This window comes from Bradyrhizobium sp. MOS001 (assembly GCF_004634465.1).
GTDB lineage: Bacteria > Pseudomonadota > Alphaproteobacteria > Rhizobiales > Xanthobacteraceae > Bradyrhizobium > Bradyrhizobium barranii.
In genome coordinates this window covers 115,124-133,684 of the sequence record NZ_SPVJ01000001.1, presented here as the reverse complement: position 1 = coordinate 133,684, position 18,561 = coordinate 115,124, and the positions used below count along the sequence as shown (strand labels likewise).

Here is an 18,561-nt window from a genome sequence, read left to right as displayed (position 1 = left end):
TGCACACATATTGGAGTGCACAGATACTGACGTGTAGAGGGGATTTGACATGACCGAAGACGAACAACGCAAAATCCGCGAACGCGAAGAGATCGCCGCCCGTGTCGCCGCCTTCCGTGCCACCCAGGAAAGATTCCAGCGCGAGCGCGAAGAGTATTTCGTGTCGACGCTCGACAATGCGCGCAAGGTGGAGCGGCCCTCGCTCTGGCCATAAAGGCACCTCCGATCGCCACGCATGAAAAAAGCCCGGAGCATCGCTCCGGGCTTTTCACTTGGTCAGCCGTTACCAGTGGCGGTAGTAGTGGCGCCGGGGGTAGTACGGTCCATCGCCGTAATAGGCATACGGGCCGGGGGTGTAATAGGCGGGCCCGCCATAATAGCCGTAGCCGTACGGATGGGACGCAGCGATCGCGCCCGCGGTGATCGCGCCGGCGGCGAGGCCGAATGCGAGGCCCGGGCCAATGCCGCGACCGCGCGCCTCTGCAGGCGCAGGCGCCGCGACCGCGGTCACGCCGACGGCCGCAACGGTGGCCAGAACTGCCAGTGTCTTCTTCATGACTCTCCTCCTTCGCGTCTTGCGGGGACAACGTCGCCGGCCCGCGATGGTTGCGCGTGAGGCGTGGAACCCGGGCGGCAGAAAAATATCGGCACGAGCGGAACGAAAGCCGGTTCGGCGGATTGCATCTGCGAGTGCGGAAGCCTCCGCTATCCGGTTGAGGCGACAGCACGATGCCCCGTCAGCATCTCCGCGATGCTGGCGGGGTTTTTGGTTTCACGGAAAGAAGTTTCACGGACAGAAAAGGGCGGCAGACATCAATGGCTGCCAACGGGATGGATGCCGAGGAGGACACATTGCCGCTATCCGCTTTGCTGGGGCGCATCCGCAGACTCGTTCCCAAATCGCGCGACCAGCATTACGACGAGATCGTCCGCAACTTCGGTGTCGGCGCGCTGCGCCGACCGCCGACGCCGATGAGCGACGGCGAGCTGGCGCGGGCCATCGCCGAGTTCCTCAAGGAGCAGCCCTCGAGCGCGTCCGTTGCGACCCTCGGCCGGCGGCTGGACCCCTCCTCTCCGCTGTAAGCGGGTTTGTTTCTGGCGAGCACGGAACAAAGGTTTCCCGCGCACGTTGAGTCCCCTTCACGCAAGAAGGGACCCGCCATGCCCGCGTGGCTTGAAGTTCTGCTCAACCTGTCCGGCTATGCCGGCTTCGTCGCGCTTGCGCGCCGCGGCACCGCGTGCCCGGACCATTCCGCCGACGACCGCATCTACGGTGACGAGCGCTAATTGGTGTGGGGCGCCTGGCCTGCCGTGCGCACCAGCCGGTCGGCCTTGACCGCGACGCGCGTGTCCTCGAGCTGCGGCCGCAGCGAGAAGCTGATCACCACGAAGGCGAGGCAGAACAGCGAGCCGACGACGGCGACGCGCCGGTAGGTGTGCCGGTCGCCCTGAAAGAAGGATGGTTCTGAAAAAGGTGTCATGCAAACTTGCTTCTGGGCAAAGTCGTTTCTTGTCCTTGCCAGACACCTATCCCAAACAGCGGCAAGCGCAACGCGATTGGGGTTTTAACCTAACCGAATAGGGTTATCGGCTTTCCCGCAAATTTTCGTTAGGAGTTTGCGCAAGCCTCGAGATCCCGGCGCGCCGCTTCAGACAACGTCCGCACCAAAACTCGTAAACGCTCCGGCGGAGCCGCGGGTACGGCTTTGTTCCAGCTTCGCCTGCATTTCGTTCTCGAAGAACGAATCGGAATCGAAAAAATCGGCGCGGAGCAACTCTTAACAAGTGGTGCGGATCGTCGCGAAAGCGAACGTGCGATCGCAGCGAAGGCACCATCACTCCATGTCGTCTCGCTTCAGTGGCTGCGGCACCTGCGGCACCGAGGGCCTGCCTTTGCGCAGCCGCTTGTGCCTGTCGGACCAGAACACCTTGACGATCTCGGCGAGAAACCAGCACGCATCCATGTCGCTCTCCTTCGCCTCATTCCGTAACGAGGACACGAGGGCGGGGCCGTGCGAAGCATCACGCTCACGCGCGGCGAGAAGGACTATCCCGCATCGACACAGAAGGCACGCCTTGTTCTGCATCCGACTCCATTTCGTTCGCAAAGAACGAATCGGAGTCGAGCAAATCAGCGCGGCGCGACTCCTAACGATCGATGAAGGCGCGCGCCGTCACGGCTTCATCGGCAAGATTTTCATCGGCAGACGAGATCGCGCTGACTGGGTCGCCGTCGTGGCCCGCCGGCGCGCCTCACGCCGCTCGCTTGGCGTTGGCCTTCTCGGAAAAACATTCGAGGATCTGGATGCGGAGCTCTTCGGCGGCCGGCCCCTCGACTTTCCTCAGCTGATTCCAGAGCCTGATCACTTCGCGCTGTTTCTCGATGGTCATGAGTCACCTCCAACGTGATGACCAACTAGAACAAAATGAGAACAAAAAGTCCAGCCCCTCGCGCGCGATTTCCCACGCACATCGCCTCAAGCCTTGCGGCCGCAGCGCGGCCCGCTGAAAAGCTGGGGATTTCCGCGCCCGGCCACTGGCAGCGCCGCCTGACGAACATGCTCCGTCGCCACGGCGGGTTGCTTTTTGGATTTTCAACCTTAAGTTCGAGGTCGCTGGCGGCCATGCGCTGAAATCCCATCGCCGCCGGCCAAGAGAGCCCCGTGCGCAAGCGCGGGGTTTTTCTTTTGGGAACGCGCCGTCGTCCTCCCCGTTAGCCATTCCGGAGCGAGGGACCGTGACCAGGAAATTTTACGCCGTCGAAGTGGTTCGTCAGATCGAGGAGACCGTGGAGATCATGGTCGAGGCCCCCGACGAGACCGCGGCGCACGATGCGGCGCTTGCGCACCTCAAGGCGCGCGGCTCCGAATATCAGTGGCTCAATCCCAAATGTGAATTCATCGTCTGGCGCGAGCGCCAGATCGATCCGCCGGCGATCATCGATGTGTCGGTGTCGACGGAGTAGCCGCCGGAACGAATGTCCCCGCCCCGCGTTATCAGGCCGAATTCAGTGGTGCTGGCGGCTGTGCGACGCGGCCGTCCAGCTTTGAGAAGCCCCGGTCCCCAACGCCGGGGTTTTTCTTTGCGGTGCGCTCTTACAACAAGGCAGCGAATAACAAAGCAGCCACACGGGCGTTACACCGGGTGGCTGCTTTGACGACTGTCAGCTTCGCGCAAGATTCCGTCGCCGTCACCTCAACCGCCGAACGCCGGACAACGTTCCGGCGCCTCGCAAATTTCCGTGCGGCCTTTGTTGACCGTCAGACCGGCAAATTGTCGTTCAGCCCCGGCGGGACTTCGCCTTGCGCGGCCCGCTCGGCGAGGAGCAACTTTTCGGCCTCATACCAGAAGGTGTCCATTCTCCCCGCGGGCTCGCCGGCTTCCCGCCAGAGATGATAGGCGCGGTCCCGGATCTGTTCCTCGCTCAGACTGGCCATGTGACGTCTCCCTTTGGGAAGCAAAGCGTGACGATGCCCGAGAGTTCCTTGTCCGTGTCTGACACACCAGCCGGCGGTCGTTGCGGCGCTCCGAGAGAGGGAGCCGCCGTGACGACGTCGCGGGCCCCTTAGACGGAGTCCTTGGCCACCTTCAGCGGCGAGGCCTTCACCGACTTGCTCGCCGGCTTCGCCGCGAACTGCATCGGCTCCTTGGTGAAGGGATTGACGCCCATGCGGGCTTCGGTCGCCGGCTTGTTCACGACCGACATCTTGACGAAGCCGGGAATGACGAACTCGCCGGACTCGTTGAGCTCCTTGTAGCCGACCGTTGCCATGTACTCGATGACCGACTTCACGTCGTTCTTCGACAGCTGCGTGCCCTCGGCAATTGCATCAATCAATTGAGTTTTCGTCATCTTCGCCATGTCTGAATTCCTTTTGTGCGGGTGAGCAAATCCTGCTCAGGACGCGGCTGAACCACGCAAGTGTGATGCCGATTCACGCCGGAGGTCATGAAGTCACGGGGCTTAGAACCCATTGAGGCCCAAAACACAAGCATGGCTTCGGCAGGGGTTCCACCCTGTCCCGCGAAAGTGTCGCAGCATGTGCCGCGCTGGCTTTGAACCATTCTGCGGCTGGCGCGTCTAACTAATTGAAGTCCCCAAGCTTCACCCCCATCAGAGAGCCCCGCTTCCCCCAGGCGGGGCTTTCGCTTTTGGAGGCCTGGTGGAGCGCGCCGGCTGTTATATGGTCGGGTGTTTCTCGTGAGGGGCTGATGAAGATTGCCATTGTTGTCGCCGGCCTGATCGTCGTTGCGGTCGCCGCCCTGGTCGCCATCCAGCCGGAGTTCTTGAAGCCTGCGTCTCTGGCACAGGTCAAGAAATCCGACATCTTCGGCTTTTCGCCCGGGATGACATTCGAGGAGACCAACAAGCTCGTCACGCAACGTCACTATCGCTGCCGACAGGGTCGCGGTTCGTACATCCTCGAATGCGAAATCAACGGCGCCAAAGTCACGGTCTATAATGACGACGTCGACGCCAGCCACCCCATCCGGCGCGTCAATGCCGCGTTGAACAATCCGGGGCCGCAGGACGCGGCCGTCAAGTCGATCTCCGACCAGTTCAACGCCCAACCGACCAGGGACGCTCGCGAGGGATGGACGTGGATCGTCGGCCGTGGGCTCAAGCTGAGCTACGACGGCAGCGCCTTGAAGCTCGTGGACGAGGCCGGGGATAACAGGCTTCGCAAGGACGAAGCCAAGCGCTAGGGCGCGCTGCGCTGAAATGAGCGGACCGTCACCGCAATCCGGTTATCCCCAGCCAACGCGTCACCTCGTCGTGAAACCTGCGGTCCGGCACGCCTTGTTGAGACTTCGGTAACCTAACCCATCCACTCTCCCCGCCAGTATCGTTGCGTTGGAGTAAACCCACAGTGCTGAATTTTGACGAGCTGCGTGAACTCGCGGCTGATGTTCGCGTGTTTGTTGACATCGCCGAAGACAAGGCCGAAGCGCTCAAGGCCGTCATCGCGGCCTACGACGTGGTGCTGGCGATCTTCCCCTCGCAGGAAGGCATGGGCCTCCACGTCATCAAGGGCAAAGAGATCCTGGACAGAATTGCCAATTCGCGGACCCATGCGATCTACAGCCACACGGCGATCGCGGTTCCCGACCTCGAGCATGCGCAGATGCTCAAATATCTGACGGCACCTGTCGAACGGCGGATCGCTGCGTAGCGGCTCACGGCAAGCGCATCCTCACGATGACCCGCGGATAGGAACGGTTGGCTCTCCCGCACATTGACCCATCTCCAGATGAGGAGATTGCAATGAGCGTTGAAGGTAAAGCCAAGGAAGCCGCCGGCTACGTCAAGGAAGAGCTGTACGAGCACGGCAAGTCGCCCGAGAGCCAGAAGAAGGCTCAGGAGGGTCGCGACCTCAGGAACGAAGGCCGCGTCGAAGACGGCAAGCCGCCGAAGACGACGAAGCCCGGCACCGGTCACTAGACCGACTTTTCGAAACCCGCCCCTGGCCATGTCAGGGGCGGCTTTTCATGTGCGCTCGTGCCCCGGACGCAGCGCTCGCGGCGATGCGAAGCATGGTCCAACAGCGACGAACACGCTGCGGCTACGTCCCATCTCGCATGTCCCTGGTCGCGAAGTGACATCCAAACGCCACCAGGACCAGAGCAAACGTCGAGCCGAGCAGAATTCGCAGGGTCGATCCCATCTCCTGGCTCACATACCGGACATCGTGCCGGTGGCTGTAACGCTCAGGATGTGCGGCATCAGGCGCCTAGGGAGAACTCGTCAAAAGCAAAAGCCACGCGACGGTCCCGCAAATCGCCGCAACCCTCGCAATCATTCCGAGCCTTTGAAGCCAGCGCTTCATGCCGCCCTCATGATGGCGTGGATTTCCGCTGCGCCTTTGTCCAGATCAGCCTTCATAAGCTCCAGGAGCTCGCCGCGCCTCTCAAGCCTTCGGCTTGCCCAGCAGCCTGAGAGCGCTGAGAACGATGAGAATGGCGAAGGCACCGAGAGCGTAGGTGAGTGCATTCACGACCCAGGATATGGCGATGCCTGCGAAGCTGGAGCCTCCGACCGCTCCCCAGAACAAATACGCTGCGGTGATGCCAGGCCACTCCAGCGAAAGAAAAGCGAAGTCGGTCAGCGGCTCGATGGCGAGGAGCACCGACGAGATGATCGCCCCGATGGCCAATGCGATGATGAGGTTTGCCTTCACGGAGAGCATCAAAACCCCAGCAGCCCGGCGATGACCGGAATCAGGAAATAGGCGGCGAGCCCGAGAAGGCCGCCCACGACAAGGCGTGCAGCGCGGCCGTGAATCTTCGTATCGAGCCACGCACAAACGGTCACCGCAGCCCGTCTCAGCCAGTCACCGACGAGGATTCTGACGAGATCAAACAGGAGTTCTGCAAAGAAAGCGGCCATGGCGTTTAGTCGCCCTACCTCTGGCGGGGTTCAACTGCCGAGAGTTTGATCATTGCCGGCGCCGGTTCGATAGGTTGCTGGCGAGGTCGCTGCTCGACACTCGTAAACAGCCCTCATCGCCGAGGAACGCGCTAATCGGGGGCGGATTGGTTTTCCGTCACCGTGAGTGATGCCGATGCGGATTGACGAAAAGCCCGCCGCAAGGCGGGTTCTCTTTTGAGAGAATTCCCTGCATAGTGCGGCATGGCCAAAGCAAAAGTGACCTTCAAAACCGTCCGCCTCTCAGACAGCGACTGGAAGATACTGGCGGACTACCCCGACCACGAACAGCGCGAAATCACCGGATTCGCCAGCAAGGCAGATGCCGACGACTGGATCAACGGCGATCGCAAGATCGCATGGCTCCGTTCCCAGGGTTACGCCAAGTGAGCTAGCCAAGTGACGTAGCTGTCGCGCGCACGTCGCGATCCCCCTTTTTGATGTTGCAGCCGCATCGTGTCATGTCCTCGCGCGGACAGACGGTCACGCATGCGCGGCTCACGCCTTGCGTTAGGACCCGCTAGCGTCCCCTGCAACCAAAAGGAGTAAATTCAACCGTCGCCAATCAAGGGGAGATCGTCATATTGCCGGACCAGATCCCCTGGGGCCCGGTCGACGCGCGTGGGGCAAGTGCCATTGGCTTGCTTTCGCCGAAGGTGGTGGAGAAGCTGGGGTATATGATGGGGCTGGTGCGGGAGCGAGCGTGACTCGTTCGCATCCGTCGCGAAGCGCAAACGCTGCTCGCAGCCACTTCAATTCGAAGTGGTCTTGCGGCCGCGCATGGACACAAGCTTGTCCCCACCAAATCCGAGAATGAGCCAAGCGGTCTCATCGAAACCGTCTGCGAGCTTTCCCTCGTGAGAATACACGATCTGAGCAGCTTCCGACTTCGACGGCGGTCCCAACGCCGTGATTACCTCCTGACGCGACATACCTAAATGCAGCTTGCTGTCGAGGACGACGGGCGAGAACTTTTCCGGGATGATGGCGCAATCGGCCGAGGCCCCGGCGTCTTTCTCGGTGAGCTCTTCAACGATCTCCGTGACGAGATGGTCCGGGCCGCCCATCTCTCCGCTGGACACCACCCATAATCGATGCTGCGCGCGCCGATAACACAGCCAATAGATGCTATCTCCAGCGTCGCCTTGGTGTCGGATGGACCCTTCGCCCACGGCTTCGCGAACCGCGCCGAGCCGCGTCTCTTCGAAGCGGCCGGCGAATGCGCCTAGCGAAAAGCGGGTCGCCAATCTCTTCACGACTGTCGGCGGCACGCGCTCGAACGCATGTTCGTCGACTGGGGGCGGCGGTGGAGAAGGAGCAAGAAGAGCGTCTTTCGACCATCAACTCCGAATTGCCTATATATTTCTCGCCTCAGCAGGGCGCGCCTAGACGTCGAGAGTGCGGGCATCAGTTTCTGGGTGTCGGACACGTCAGTCACCCCAGCTTCCCTTCATTGATCTTGTGCGCAACCTCGCCAACAGAGCTGCCAACGATGACGGCGGTCACGATTGGCCAAAAACCCGCCACCATGACGATAGCGCCCCAACGCATGTCTTCGCCGGGCCGTCTGTAGCCATCGTTGATGCCGCCGAGGATCAACCAGATCAGGCAGCCAATTGCATATCGCTTGAACCATTTCACGGCGAAATACCTTCCAGATATGGGCATTAGTGACCGTGACATTGAGGATGGTTCATCGGCAGGACCGGGCTTGCTCATTGACGAGATGCGCTGAATTCCGCTGACAGCGCATTGAACTCATCTGCGTGTCCCGACTGACGCTACGGCTTGTCCGTCCATGCTGAGTTGGCTGACCGCACCCACCGTCTCTTCCTCACGCACATGTGCCTGCGCCCCCTGCCCCTCCTCCCACTTTCCTGCTATCTCCTGTCCCCGCCGTTCCGGCCCAAACCAAAACACCTCCGTATCAGGGAGCAACAACCATGCGATACCTTCACACCATGCTGCGCGTGCGCAATCTCGATGTCGCGCTGAAGTTTTACCAGGATGCGCTGGGCTTGAAGGAGGTGCGGCGGATCGAGAATGACAAGGGGCGCTTCACGCTCGTCTTCCTGTGCTCGGCGGACGATCTCGAGGCGCTGAAGAAGCAGCCGCAAACACGCGGCGCGCCGCTGGTCGAGCTCACTTACAATTGGGACGAGGAGAAGTATGGCGAGGATCGCTTCTTCGGCCATCTCGCCTATGAGGTCGACGACATCTACGCAACCTGCGCGCAGCTGATGAAGGCCGGCGTCACCATCAACCGGCCGCCGCGCGACGGCAACATGGCCTTCGTCCGCTCGCCAGACCTGCACTCGATCGAGTTGCTGCAGAAGGGCGAGCCGAAGGCGCCGGCCGAGCCCTGGTCGTCGATGCCGAATACCGGCCACTGGTAGGGCCGCGACGCAGGAACCAGCCCTCGCTACCCGTGTTGTCCCTCCGACATAACGATTGGAGGAGGACGCAATGGGACGAGGACTGTTGCTGTGGATGCTTGGCGTGCCGATCCCGGTGATCATTCTGTTGTGGCTGTTCTTCGGCCACTGATCATCGGGCTCGATTTGCCGGGTTCGATTTGCCAGGCTCAACTTGTTAGGTTCAACTTGCCAAGTTTGGCTTGCAATGAAAGCTCCGCCGACGGCGGAGCTTTTTGCATGAGGGGCGCGCCGCAATCGCCGTCGCTCCCGCCAGGGAATTCCGCTATCACGCGCGCCAAAGCGAAATGCGGGAGGACTTCATGCCGGACACCAAGCGGACGATCTGGGGCCGCGCCAACTCGGTCAATGTGCAGAAGGTGCTGTGGTGCCTCGCCGAGCTCGACCTGCCCTATGAGCGCATCGACGCCGGCATGAGCTTTGGCAAGACCCGCGAGCCCGACTATCTCGCGATGAATCCCAATGCGCGGATCCCGACGCTGGTCGAGGGCGACTTCGTGCTGTGGGAGTCGAACTCCATCATGCGCTATCTCTGCCTCGCGCATGGCCGCGGCACGCCGCTCTATCCCGAAGCCGCGAAGCTGCGCACCAGCGTCGACCGCTGGCTCGACTGGACGCTGTCGATGGTGCAGCCGGTCGACCGCCCGGTGTTCTGGGGCATCGTGCGCACGGCCCCCGCCGAGCGCGACATGATCCAGGTGCAGCGGGATGCCGATGCCGCCGCCGAGGTCTGGGCCATCGCCGACCGCCTGCTCTCGTCGCGCCGCTTCATGGACGGCGACCAGTTCACGCTGGCCGACATCGCGGTCGGCGCCTACGCACGGCGCTGGCTGGGCGTCGAAGGCATCACCCGCCCGGCGCAACCGCATTTGACCCGCTGGCTCGCCGAGCTCGGCAAACGGCCCGGATTTGCCCAGTTTGTCGCACCGCCGATGTCGTGAGCCGGCGGCGCGGCGTAAGCTGCGCGGACGGCGCGATGAATCGTCGTCATGGCGCACGCATCAAGCGTCGCGCCGGAACTTGACGGCTACTGTGCATGGGGTTGTTTTCGCAGTTTTTGTTGTGGGTGGTGCCTAGCGCCAGCCGCGCTCGACCAGCAGCACGCAGATGATCAGCAACAGCGTCACGGCGGCGGTGGCGAGCTTGGCCGTCCAGCTCAGGCCGCGGCCGACCCACAACAGCAGCGCGCAATACATCACGAAGGGGACGATGATGTCGGGCCGCATGAGATCCGGCGGCATCGGCTTCAGCGCCTGACCGTGGTCTCGACGCTGACCGAGCCGCCGATCTTCACGCAGGTGCCCGTGCTCTCGACCATGACGAAGCGCGGGCCATAGGCGGCGCAGGAGCCGGCCTTCGCCGTGCCGCCCGCGCCTTTCAGCGGCAGAGCCTTGCCGGCCTGTGGCGGCTCGGCGGGCGGAAGGCGCAGGGCCTCGGCCGCGGCCGCGGACGTGGCCAGCAACGGGATGAGGATGAGGAGCGGCGCGCGCATGCAGCCGTTCTAGCCCGGACCGGCGCCCCGCGCCATCCGGGTCGCCTCGGCCGGGATCAGATGAACTTGACGCCGGCCGATTTGCCGCGGCGCCAGATCACCTGGCAGCTCCGCCCGGTGCGGGCGTCGCGCGCGAACGCCATCCGGATCACGCCCGGGAGCTGGCTCGCGTCCTCGTCCAGCGTGATCTTTGCGCCGGTATCGGAGATGTCCTGGACCAGGCAATGCCGCGCCGCGAATCCGCCGTCGAGCGTGATCCAGGCGTGCCGCGACAGCGATTTGCGGGCTGCGCGCTTCTTGGGCTGCGGCATGGACAAATTTCTCCGGTTCCAGCGCTAGCTCAGGCCCCCCTAAGAAACCGTTGAAATCGCCCCCGAATGTAGCGGGGGTGGAGGCTATCCACCGGTGCCAAAAGACCGTTCCCGAACGGCTTGCCCACGGCGCCAAAGGCCACTATACGTTCGCCCGCTGCAGCCGCCGGGCTCGACTCGGGTGGCCGGCGGCCATGCCGTGAAAAGCGGCGGGGCCTTGTGTTTGCTCCCTTCGTCTATCGGTTAGGACGCCACCCTTTCACGGTGGAGAGAGCGGTTCGATTCCGCTAGGGAGCGCCAACAAAATCAATCACTTGCCGCCCTCCTCCGCCGCCGTGTCCAACACCTTCCAATATACGGGTATGGACTCGTACACAGCGCCGGGTCGCGGAGCTGCGCGAAATGGAGCGCCTTTGCTCGGATTGGGCGGACGATGACGATCTCGTTCTCGCGCGCGACGGACTGAACGCGCTGGCGGCGGACTACCGCGCCGCTGCCGACGCGATGGTTCCCTCTGGTGCTGTTTGGGACCTTTAGGGCGCGGTGAGCGTTGAGGCGTTAGCACCGGGGCAGGATCGCGAACCCCGGAGTTCGGATCATGAGCACGATCCCTGCGGACCTCGAAAGAAAGTTCGAACAACGGTGGGCCGCCAGATTGGCGCGGCCCATTCCGCCGGCTCCATTTGCGCGCCCAGCCTGTCCGAGGTGCAAGGCCCAGATGATGCTCGTCAGCATCGAGCCAAAAAGCCTAAGCGTGGACTTGCACATGTTTCGCTGCGCTGTCTGCAATCACGCATTTACGACATTCGCAACGCATGAAGATCCCATGCATTCCAATGGCCGCTGGCTTCAAGGCGATTTGCGCCCACCGAAGTAACCCGCGCTGCAAGTCGTGACCGTAGGCGAGACGCCGTGGCTGCAGGAAGGTTTCAGGGTCGAGCTCGACAAGGACGGTTGGCGGCACTGACTCGCGCGAAGCGGCGATGGCCTCAATGCATCTGCCGCTGACTGATCTTCACTAATCCGCCAGCCGCGTAGGGCATGACCATGTCCGATGACTGGACCAAACGAGCGACGAACATCCTTCGAGAACTTCATGCTGCCGAGACGGAGCTAATCGGCAGGGGTGTTATCCTGACCGACGGTAAGGCGGGGACGGTTGATCACGTCTTCCTTGACGAGGTGCACGGGCTCCGGATCTCGATCGGTGGCCACGACGGCAAGTGGCCGATTTCGACTCTGAAGCTTCTAGACTCCGGTTTCGCCAGATAGCTTGTCCGCGCGGTCACCGTCCGCGGTGATCACTCGGTGACCGGGCGCCCAGCGCGGACTTCGAAGGCCTGCTCGCCGGTGCCTGGCCGAGTAAGCCAGTCACAGTTTACCTGGAGTGGCAGCCATGATGCAGAACGTTGTAGCCGGATGCGTCGCAGTGGCTTTGATTATCCTGGCCTTGATTGGCTTCGCCCAAACGCACCATGAATGTTGGCACGGGCACGTGCTCCTAACCCATGAGCCCTGCGGATCCGTCAGCCCTTCAATATAGAAACAACCATTTTCCGCTGATCTAGGCGCGGGACCAAAGCCCCGCCGCTCGTGAAGTTCTGCCAGCGCAGGTAAGCTTGCGGACGACTCAGCGCGAAAGCCCCCTACCGCCCGGTAACCACCTTCTGGCGCGCAGCGTTCAGGTCTGCCTTTGTCTGTGCAGTTGCGGCACTCGCGGGCTCTCGATTTGGGGGCGGCTCATTGAGGTCTCGGGCCCACGGCGCGCCAGATCGAGCAACTGACTTCGGAGCGGCATTTTCTGAGCTGGAGCAGGCAGAGACGAGAGAGACGACAACAAGGGACATCCCCGTTCGGCCCAACGTTTGAGTGATCCTGTTCATCAGGCAATCAACTTCCGGCGCGGCGGCCTTACTGTTGGCGCCTGCGATCCGCTCTAGCATCGAAATAGATGACCACCGCGAATGTGGCACCTAGAGCCAAAACGCTGACACAGCCGGTAATCAACGCCACCGCCATCATAGCTGGATCAGTATTTCTACGGCGTCAGGGGTGGGCAATTCACGAATGATTAGCGCATGCAACAAGGCTGGGGCCCCGCCATCGTGAACCGGCGGGCCTTTGCTTTTCCACACCCACGATGCGCAGTAGCCCGCGTTCGTTCCGCGGCCCAAGGGATTGATAATTTGACTCTCGCGGCGCCAGGCTGCGATGGCGCAATGACCAAGGCAGAGAACCGAGCGGCCGCCAGGGCCTACCACCAGGAGCGGATGCGTAAGCTCGACGAGGAAGCCGAAGCAGCACGCATTTTTAGCCGGGGATAAACGACCATGCACATCATCCCATCTCTTTCACGGTGGAGAGAGCGGTTCGATTCCGCCAGGGAGCGCCATCATCCGGGCCATCGGGTCGGGTGATGCGGCGAAATCCGCCGCCCCTCCATGAACCTCGCCGCCCCTGACCGACGACCAATGTTCCGTTGGAACCGGTGCAGGCCCATGGCGCAGCGCAAATCCCCCTCGGACCGCCAGACCGGCGCCGCCTCGCCGGCACCGCCGTCCTGGATGCACCGTACAGCGCCCTATGCGCCGGAGCGGCGCGCCAGAATGCTGGAGCACATGGCACGCGCCCGATCGCTTCCGCAGCCCCAGGCCGCAACCGCGATAGCGCCGTCGCGCACGAGCGGCGTGGACATTCTCGGCGATGCCTTCGGCTACGCGGTTCTGTTCGGCATCATTGCCCTGCTCTTCCAGTCGCGCGTTCCGATCTATCTCGGCGCCTTCCTCTTCCTCACCGACGGCGAGCGCATCGAACACGCGCTCGGAACGATCGGCATCCGGTTCGAGCCCAACACGATCGGCCCCGACATCATCAAGGGCTTCGCCTCCCTGTTCGGATGGTTCGCGCTGCTGGCGTCGTTGAAGGCTTCCCTCCCGGCCTGGCTCGCGGCATGGATGCCCACGGATACTTCCTGGTCCGCCATTGCCGGCATCGCCGTCGTGTTCGCGACCGTCGAAGCGTCTGCGGGGCTGGCGATGCGGCACGCATTGCCGTGGTTCGGATTCCAGATCAGGCCGGACAGCCTGACCGCGACGACGATCAAGCTCCTCATGGCCCTTGGCCTGCTCGCCTTGCTGGTGCTGCTCGGATCTCTCTGAGCGGCGCGCAATGACGATGTCGTGAGACGGCCGGGGCGTTTACCGGAAATTTACCCCCTGCTATTTGATCGGCGTATCGTTTGCTTAGACGTTGCGCCCTACCGTGAATCTACGGAAACAATCCGAAACACGATTGGCGTTCATGTCCGTCTCAGAGTTCCTCCGGCAGCGTGCAGTGGAAGTCAGCGTGAGCGGCAGCTACTCGCTGCCGCGCTGGTACGATTGTGAGGGCCAGCTGCGCACCTTCGCCTGCCGCACCAAGCGTGTCTCCCCGTTCCGCATGATCGTCGACGTGCCTGTTGTCGGAAAGGTCGGCGAGCGCGTGACCTCCTATTTTCAGGACTTTGGCGAATTCCAGTGCACCATCAGCGCGACGCTGAAGGCGGGCTTCCTGATGGAACTCGATATGACGCGGGAGCGGCGCGCCTGGATGTCGGAAAAGCTGACCTGGCTGGAGAAGAAGCAGAAGGACGCCAGCATTCTGGAACTGCGCAATGACGCGCGCTTCGTTCCCCAGGTCTCGCACACCTTTCTGACGCTCGCCGACGGCAGCACCCATGCCTGCTTCATCATCGACGTCTCCACGGCCGGGGTCGCGATATCCTGCGAATACGACCCGCCGATCGGAACCCCGCTTGCGGTCGGCGCCTGCGTCGGGCGCGTCATTCGCAAATTCGCCAACGGCTTTGCGGTCAAGTTCGCCGAGAAGCAGCAGCGGGACGACCTCGTCCGCCTGGTTGTCCGTACGCCCATGCTGCAATCGGCCTGAATCGGCCCGATCGATTTTAACTCAATTTTAACTAAATACTGGAGGTGCTGATCCCAGCGCGGTAGGGTGTGACCCAGCATGTCCGCAATCACTGCGGGCCCCGAGTTATTGGAAGTCCCGGAATGTCCATCGCTGAGTTCGCCCCGGCAGAGACCGCCCAAAACGCGCCCGCCGTCGCAAAGCCGCAGCTCCCACCCGGCGTCATCACTGAAGGCCCGCTCGTCCAAGCCAAGTTGCGCGAAAGCTATCTCCTCCTCGGTATTCTCTACGTCGGCGCCGTCGCGGGCATCATCTGGGCCATCACGCAAGGCGTCGGCAAGGTGGAGCTGTTTACCTTTGCCTGGATGTTCGCGCTGACGACGTTCGGCATCGGCGCCGGCATGCACCGCCTGTTCGTCCATCGCAGCTTCCGCACCGGCCCGATCATGCGCGTCTTCTTCTGCGCCATCGCCCAGATGGCGGTGCAGGGCTCGATCGCGAAATGGGTCGCCAACCACCGCCGCCATCATCTCTACGCTGATGACGTCGGCGACCCCCACAGCCCGCAATTCGACGGCTTCGGCAATCGCTATGTCAGCGCGCTCAAGGGCTTTCTGCACGCCCAGGGCAGCTGGGTGTTCGACCAGGCGACCACCGACAACGAATACTACGCCAAGGACATCCTCGCCGATCCGATCGCGATGTTCTTCGTGCGTACGCGCTGGGTCTGGTACGGGATGTCCGGCGTCTTCATTCCCGCCGTAATCGGCTACACCTTCGGCGGCGTGCACACCATGATCGGCTGCGTGCTGTTCTCCGGCCTGCTCCGCTGCTACCTGCTGATCCTCACCAGCCAGCTCACCGGCTCGGTCTGCCACGCCTACGGCTACCGCCGCTTCGAGGTCGAGGACGCCTCGACCAACGAGTTCGTGACCACGATCCTCACCTTCGGCGAGGGTCTGCACAACAACCATCACCGTTTCCCGCGGGACGCCTATATCTCGCACGCCTGGTGGGAGATCGATCTCAACGGCCTGATCATTCTGGGCATGGAGAAGATCGGCCTCGTCCACGACGTCTTCCACGCCTCGCACCGTCAGCTCGAGCTGGCGTCCGAAGCGGAGGCGCAGGCGGCCACGACGGCGCGCTAAAGGCGGCAGGCGGCGGCCGTTCCTCCGGCCGGCTTGCCTCCGCTCCGCTGCCCTATCGCGGCCCCATTGCGGGATCAGCTTTTGAGGGTCTGTGCCTCGTGCCGGACCTCATTTGCAGACTTGCGATCGGGGGACCGAATGGCAGTCAACAAGATTAGGATTGATAAGATCACTTGGGACAGGGTTGGCCGGGTCACCGAGCCCGGACGCTACATGTACACCTTTGGCTGGCTGACGATTACGGCCGGCGATCTCGATATCTGGAAGCAATATCCGCAAGCCGCCTTCACGCTGCTCGCGCACCACGCCGAGCCGGACGAGGCCGTCGGCGAGGAATTCCATCTCGGCGCCTTCGACATCGCGCCGGACACACCGCCGCCGTTCACCACGCATTGAAGCGCGGGAAACGCCGGCCCAAATCGCCGTGCGGGCTGCGCGCGGCGCACGCGACTGCGGGAACACATGGCATGCACGTTGCTTAATCAACGTCATGATGCACATCCCCGCTGTCGACCAGGCCTTCCTGCTGCTGCTCATCGTCTTCTGCCTCGGCACGTGCCTCGTACGCGCCTTCTGGGAGCTGGAGCAGCTGCGGGCACGCCGGGTCGCTGCGCCGCCCCGCGGGCGCACAACGAAGCGTGACTAGGCCGGTTGGCCCGGCCGCGCGTTGTCCAGGCGGCAGCCACGCCGCCTCTGGACACGCCTCTCGCGCACGTGCATCGTGAATCGAAGAAACCTGCGCAGTGCCTTGATCTAACTTGCCAATCGCGATCTGGTGACGAGCGCGGACCGCTCCCATCGATGACGAATTGGTTCGGTCATGCGCTTGATTGCGTTCGTCTTCTACACGTTCGGTGCCGATCTCGATGAACGCCGGCTGTCGCGCCTGTTAAGTGACGCGACAGCAAATGCATGACACATGGTGGCATCGGTAGACGTAGATAAGCAGATCAAGGGAACCTATTTTCGGCGCCGATGTATCTGATTGAAGCTTTGCCCACCGTCATCGGAACTGCCGCCATCGCCCCGGCGCTGCTGATGCTGTGGCTCGTCATTGCCGCCGAGGAGCGCCCGGGGCCGCCGGCCCAGGTCTGGACTGCGTTCCTGCTCGGCGCGGCCAGCATTTCGCTGCTGGGCCTTGCCCGCGCGCCCTTCGCCAAGATGGTTGCAGCCCCCGACAACCCCTGGGCGGCGCTCGCCATGCATTCGGTCTTCGGGGTCGCGCTGCCCGAGGAAGCCGTCAAGGTGATCGCCATCGTGCTGGTCTCCTCGACCAAGCGGCGGACCTTCGCCAATCCGATGGATACCGTGGTCTATGGCGCCGCCGTCGGCCTCGGCTTCGCCGCCTACGAGAACCTCGCCTACCTCGTCCAGCACGCCGAGATGTGGCGCTCGCTGGCCGCCCTGCGCAGCGTGCTGACCGTGCCGTTCCACGGCGCGCTCGGCATCATCGCCGGCGCCTACCTGACGATCGCGCGCGCCGGCACGGCGCTGGGTGCCAACCGCCACCATCGCGACTGGGCCCGCCTGTCCAGCCGCCTGCTGATCTTCGCAGGCCCGGTCGCGCTGCATTCGGCCTTCGACTTCCCGCTGCTGACCTTGCAGCGGATGCCCGATCTCGATCCCACGCTGCGGATGTGGCTGGGCGGAGCGAGCCTGCTGATCGGCTTCAGCTCGATCGCCTTCGCCATCCGCCTGGTGCGGCGGGTCGCGCGCCATCACGCGCCGAGGACCGATATCGCGCGGGAGCGGCTCAGCCAGCTGCGCCGGATGTGGGCGCTGCTGCTCGCCGGCGGCGGCGTCGGCTTCCTCGGCCTCGCCTTCGTGCTGACCTCGATCCATCACTGGCTGATCAACCCCGAGCGCAATCTGACATTGGCCCTGATCCCGATCGGCTTCGTCTCGATCCTGCTCGGCCTCGCGCTCCTGATTGTCACGATCGCGATCTACATTCTCGGCCGCAACCGCGTTCGCACCAGCGGCGAAGGTTTTTCGTCAGCGCACGGCGGCGGTTGAGCCACGGGATGGCAAGCGCGGTGTGTGCATACTAGATTGAGCAGACATCTTTCGATCTGGAGCCTGCCGATGACATCGCCTGAGGATTTTTCCCGGCTGCAATCCGCCATGAGCGAAACGGTCAAGGCGCATTGGAAGGCCTTCCTGTTCGAAGGCATCCTGCTTGCCGTTCTCGGCGTCGCCGCGCTGATCCTGCCGCCGCTCGCAAGCCTTGCGATCACGATCTTTCTCGGCTGGATGTTCCTGATCAGCGGCATTGGCGGGCTGATCGTGACCTATTGGGCGCGCAGCTCGCCGGGATTCTGGTGGTCGCTGATCTCGGCCGCGCTAGCCGTGCTCGCCGGCATGCTCCTGCTGGCCCGGCCGATGCAGGCCGTGCTGACGCTGACCATCGTGCTCGGCGCCTACTTCCTCGCCGAGGGCGTCGCCACCATCATGTATGCGCTGGAGCACCGCCGCGAGCTGAGCAGCCGCTGGTCCTGGCTCCTGATCTCCGGCCTCGTCGACATCGCCATCGCGTTCATGGTGATCACGGGGCTGCCGAGCTCGGCGGAATGGGCGATCGGCATCCTCGTCGGTATCAATTTGCTGTTCGGCGGCGCCACCCTGATCGGCATGGCGCTGGCGGCACGCAAGAGCAACAGTTGAGGGTGCCTCGTGGCCCCTCGCGCCGATTGGGGGGTGACAACCCGCCAATCGCACGCTATATGAGCGGCCATGATCACCCTCGTCACCAGCTATTTTTGGTACTTTAGCTACGACAGCTCGCTGGCGGCAGGAGGATCGCGCTCAATCTGAATATTGAAGCAAACGTCCGAACAAG

The 18,561-nt window shown here is 62.9% G+C and carries 31 protein-coding genes and 1 tRNA gene; 19 read left to right on the top strand and 13 right to left on the bottom strand.

Annotation, left to right across the window (positions count from 1 at the left end; all coding sequences use genetic code 11):
• Positions 1-49 precede the first annotated feature (49 nt).
• Complete coding sequence (locus tag CT676_RS43795; RefSeq protein ID WP_166096472.1) at positions 50-214, top strand: hypothetical protein; 165 nt, start codon at positions 50-52, stop codon at positions 212-214.
• A 69-nt stretch (positions 215-283) separates the two neighbouring features.
• Here CT676_RS43795 and CT676_RS00675 read toward each other — a convergent pair whose 3' ends face one another.
• The gene (locus tag CT676_RS00675; RefSeq protein ID WP_135213556.1) at positions 284-556 is read right to left on the bottom strand and encodes a hypothetical protein; all 273 of its coding nucleotides are present in this window, start codon (positions 554-556) and stop codon (positions 284-286) included.
• A gap of 260 nt (positions 557-816) precedes the next feature.
• On the opposite strand from CT676_RS00675, the gene CT676_RS00670 reads away from it, so the two are divergent.
• On the top strand, positions 817-1,083 hold the full coding sequence (locus CT676_RS00670) for a hypothetical protein (RefSeq protein WP_193560859.1): 267 nt from the start codon (positions 817-819) through the stop codon (positions 1,081-1,083).
• 78 nt (positions 1,084-1,161) lie between these two features.
• Positions 1,162-1,287: a hypothetical protein gene (locus CT676_RS46020; protein WP_135213555.1), complete on the top strand. Its 126-nt coding sequence runs from the start codon at positions 1,162-1,164 to the stop codon at positions 1,285-1,287.
• On the opposite strand, the gene CT676_RS00660 is transcribed toward CT676_RS46020, so the two are convergent.
• The 3 genes from CT676_RS00660 to CT676_RS44840 form a co-directional block, all read right to left on the bottom strand.
• Complete coding sequence (locus CT676_RS00660; RefSeq protein ID WP_039148983.1) at positions 1,284-1,481, bottom strand: hypothetical protein; 198 nt, start codon at positions 1,479-1,481, stop codon at positions 1,284-1,286. The two genes, CT676_RS46020 and CT676_RS00660, sit on opposite strands and share 4 nt — an antisense overlap.
• A gap of 354 nt (positions 1,482-1,835) precedes the next feature.
• Complete coding sequence (locus tag CT676_RS46015; RefSeq protein WP_275552073.1) at positions 1,836-1,964, bottom strand: hypothetical protein; 129 nt, start codon at positions 1,962-1,964, stop codon at positions 1,836-1,838.
• 289 nt (positions 1,965-2,253) lie between these two features.
• Positions 2,254-2,391 carry a hypothetical protein gene (locus CT676_RS44840; protein WP_014495463.1) on the bottom strand — a complete coding sequence of 46 codons (138 nt, stop codon included), beginning with the start codon at positions 2,389-2,391 and terminating at the stop codon, positions 2,254-2,256.
• A 346-nt stretch (positions 2,392-2,737) separates the two neighbouring features.
• On the opposite strand from CT676_RS44840, the gene CT676_RS00655 reads away from it, so the two are divergent.
• A complete protein-coding gene (locus CT676_RS00655; RefSeq protein ID WP_135213554.1) occupies positions 2,738-2,965 on the top strand; it encodes a hypothetical protein in 228 nt (75 codons plus the stop codon).
• Positions 2,966-3,260: 295 nt separating this feature from the next.
• On the opposite strand, the gene CT676_RS00650 is transcribed toward CT676_RS00655, so the two are convergent.
• Both CT676_RS00650 and CT676_RS00645 read right to left on the bottom strand, forming a co-directional pair.
• Positions 3,261-3,437 carry a DUF2934 domain-containing protein gene (locus CT676_RS00650; protein WP_084795141.1) on the bottom strand — a complete coding sequence of 59 codons (177 nt, stop codon included), beginning with the start codon at positions 3,435-3,437 and terminating at the stop codon, positions 3,261-3,263.
• 128 nt (positions 3,438-3,565) lie between these two features.
• Positions 3,566-3,862 (bottom strand): HU family DNA-binding protein, encoded by a 297-nt coding sequence (locus CT676_RS00645; protein WP_007591377.1) that lies wholly within the window; start codon positions 3,860-3,862, stop codon positions 3,566-3,568.
• Positions 3,863-4,212: 350 nt separating this feature from the next.
• Here CT676_RS00645 and CT676_RS00640 point away from each other — a divergent pair, with 350 nt between their 5' ends.
• The 3 genes from CT676_RS00640 (at position 4,213) to CT676_RS43785 (ending at position 5,443) form a co-directional block, all read left to right on the top strand.
• Entirely contained in the window at positions 4,213-4,707 is a 495-nt protein-coding gene (locus CT676_RS00640; protein WP_135213553.1) for a hypothetical protein, read from the top strand.
• Positions 4,708-4,871: 164 nt separating this feature from the next.
• Entirely contained in the window at positions 4,872-5,174 is a 303-nt protein-coding gene (locus CT676_RS00635; protein WP_028150997.1) for a hypothetical protein, read from the top strand.
• A 92-nt stretch (positions 5,175-5,266) separates the two neighbouring features.
• The gene (locus tag CT676_RS43785) at positions 5,267-5,443 is read left to right on the top strand and encodes a hypothetical protein (RefSeq protein ID WP_014495468.1); all 177 of its coding nucleotides are present in this window, start codon (positions 5,267-5,269) and stop codon (positions 5,441-5,443) included.
• Positions 5,444-5,909: 466 nt separating this feature from the next.
• Here CT676_RS43785 and CT676_RS00625 read toward each other — a convergent pair whose 3' ends face one another.
• Together CT676_RS00625 and CT676_RS00620 are read right to left on the bottom strand one after the other, a co-directional pair.
• Positions 5,910-6,188, bottom strand: a complete 279-nt coding sequence (locus CT676_RS00625; RefSeq protein ID WP_135213552.1) for a hypothetical protein — start codon at positions 6,186-6,188, stop codon at positions 5,910-5,912.
• On the bottom strand, positions 6,188-6,388 hold the full coding sequence (locus CT676_RS00620; protein WP_135213551.1) for a hypothetical protein: 201 nt from the start codon (positions 6,386-6,388) through the stop codon (positions 6,188-6,190). Before CT676_RS00620 ends, CT676_RS00625 begins: the two co-directional genes overlap by 1 nt.
• Positions 6,389-6,631: 243 nt before the next feature.
• On the opposite strand from CT676_RS00620, the gene CT676_RS00615 reads away from it, so the two are divergent.
• Complete coding sequence (locus CT676_RS00615) at positions 6,632-6,817, top strand: hypothetical protein (protein WP_028151001.1); 186 nt, start codon at positions 6,632-6,634, stop codon at positions 6,815-6,817.
• 362 nt (positions 6,818-7,179) lie between these two features.
• Here CT676_RS00615 and CT676_RS00610 read toward each other — a convergent pair whose 3' ends face one another.
• Positions 7,180-7,674, bottom strand: coding sequence for a hypothetical protein (locus CT676_RS00610; RefSeq protein WP_135213550.1), 495 nt, complete (start codon positions 7,672-7,674; stop codon positions 7,180-7,182).
• Between the two features lie 187 nt (positions 7,675-7,861).
• The gene (locus tag CT676_RS00605) at positions 7,862-8,068 is read right to left on the bottom strand and encodes a hypothetical protein (RefSeq protein ID WP_028151003.1); all 207 of its coding nucleotides are present in this window, start codon (positions 8,066-8,068) and stop codon (positions 7,862-7,864) included.
• Positions 8,069-8,370: 302 nt separating this feature from the next.
• On the opposite strand from CT676_RS00605, the gene CT676_RS00600 reads away from it, so the two are divergent.
• Both CT676_RS00600 and CT676_RS00595 read left to right on the top strand, forming a co-directional pair.
• Positions 8,371-8,823, top strand: a complete 453-nt coding sequence (locus CT676_RS00600) for a VOC family protein (RefSeq protein WP_014495478.1) — start codon at positions 8,371-8,373, stop codon at positions 8,821-8,823.
• A 341-nt stretch (positions 8,824-9,164) separates the two neighbouring features.
• Positions 9,165-9,803, top strand: a complete 639-nt coding sequence (locus tag CT676_RS00595) for a glutathione S-transferase (RefSeq protein WP_135213549.1) — start codon at positions 9,165-9,167, stop codon at positions 9,801-9,803.
• 132 nt (positions 9,804-9,935) lie between these two features.
• Here the strand turns inward: CT676_RS00595 and CT676_RS00590 are convergent, their stop codons facing one another.
• Genes CT676_RS00590 through CT676_RS00580 form a run of 3 tightly spaced genes read right to left on the bottom strand, consistent with a single transcriptional unit; the run spans position 9,936 to position 10,665 of the window.
• Complete coding sequence (locus CT676_RS00590; RefSeq protein ID WP_135213548.1) at positions 9,936-10,103, bottom strand: hypothetical protein; 168 nt, start codon at positions 10,101-10,103, stop codon at positions 9,936-9,938.
• A gap of 5 nt (positions 10,104-10,108) precedes the next feature.
• The gene (locus tag CT676_RS00585) at positions 10,109-10,354 is read right to left on the bottom strand and encodes a hypothetical protein (protein WP_135213547.1); all 246 of its coding nucleotides are present in this window, start codon (positions 10,352-10,354) and stop codon (positions 10,109-10,111) included.
• A 56-nt stretch (positions 10,355-10,410) separates the two neighbouring features.
• Positions 10,411-10,665 (bottom strand): PilZ domain-containing protein, encoded by a 255-nt coding sequence (locus CT676_RS00580; protein WP_063983468.1) that lies wholly within the window; start codon positions 10,663-10,665, stop codon positions 10,411-10,413.
• Between the two features lie 225 nt (positions 10,666-10,890).
• Between CT676_RS00580 and CT676_RS00575 the strand changes: the two genes are divergently transcribed.
• The 9 genes from CT676_RS00575 (at position 10,891) to CT676_RS00535 (ending at position 18,386) form a co-directional block, all read left to right on the top strand.
• A tRNA-Glu gene (locus tag CT676_RS00575) sits at positions 10,891-10,965 on the top strand.
• 102 nt (positions 10,966-11,067) lie between these two features.
• Complete coding sequence (locus CT676_RS46010) at positions 11,068-11,202, top strand: hypothetical protein (RefSeq protein WP_256461574.1); 135 nt, start codon at positions 11,068-11,070, stop codon at positions 11,200-11,202.
• A 504-nt stretch (positions 11,203-11,706) separates the two neighbouring features.
• Positions 11,707-11,937, top strand: coding sequence for a photosystem reaction center subunit H (locus tag CT676_RS00565; protein WP_081369264.1), 231 nt, complete (start codon positions 11,707-11,709; stop codon positions 11,935-11,937).
• Positions 11,938-13,163: 1,226 nt separating this feature from the next.
• On the top strand, positions 13,164-13,823 hold the full coding sequence (locus CT676_RS00560; RefSeq protein ID WP_135213546.1) for a hypothetical protein: 660 nt from the start codon (positions 13,164-13,166) through the stop codon (positions 13,821-13,823).
• 142 nt (positions 13,824-13,965) lie between these two features.
• On the top strand, positions 13,966-14,592 hold the full coding sequence (locus CT676_RS00555; protein ID WP_167767885.1) for a PilZ domain-containing protein: 627 nt from the start codon (positions 13,966-13,968) through the stop codon (positions 14,590-14,592).
• A 122-nt stretch (positions 14,593-14,714) separates the two neighbouring features.
• A complete protein-coding gene (locus CT676_RS00550) occupies positions 14,715-15,722 on the top strand; it encodes an acyl-CoA desaturase (protein ID WP_135213544.1) in 1,008 nt (335 codons plus the stop codon).
• Between the two features lie 138 nt (positions 15,723-15,860).
• Positions 15,861-16,118 carry a hypothetical protein gene (locus tag CT676_RS00545; RefSeq protein ID WP_063983473.1) on the top strand — a complete coding sequence of 86 codons (258 nt, stop codon included), beginning with the start codon at positions 15,861-15,863 and terminating at the stop codon, positions 16,116-16,118.
• A 579-nt stretch (positions 16,119-16,697) separates the two neighbouring features.
• Positions 16,698-17,738 (top strand): PrsW family glutamic-type intramembrane protease, encoded by a 1,041-nt coding sequence (locus CT676_RS00540; RefSeq protein WP_014495490.1) that lies wholly within the window; start codon positions 16,698-16,700, stop codon positions 17,736-17,738.
• Positions 17,739-17,807: 69 nt separating this feature from the next.
• The gene (locus tag CT676_RS00535) at positions 17,808-18,386 is read left to right on the top strand and encodes an HdeD family acid-resistance protein (RefSeq protein ID WP_063983474.1); all 579 of its coding nucleotides are present in this window, start codon (positions 17,808-17,810) and stop codon (positions 18,384-18,386) included.
• Positions 18,387-18,561: the final 175 nt, after the last annotated feature.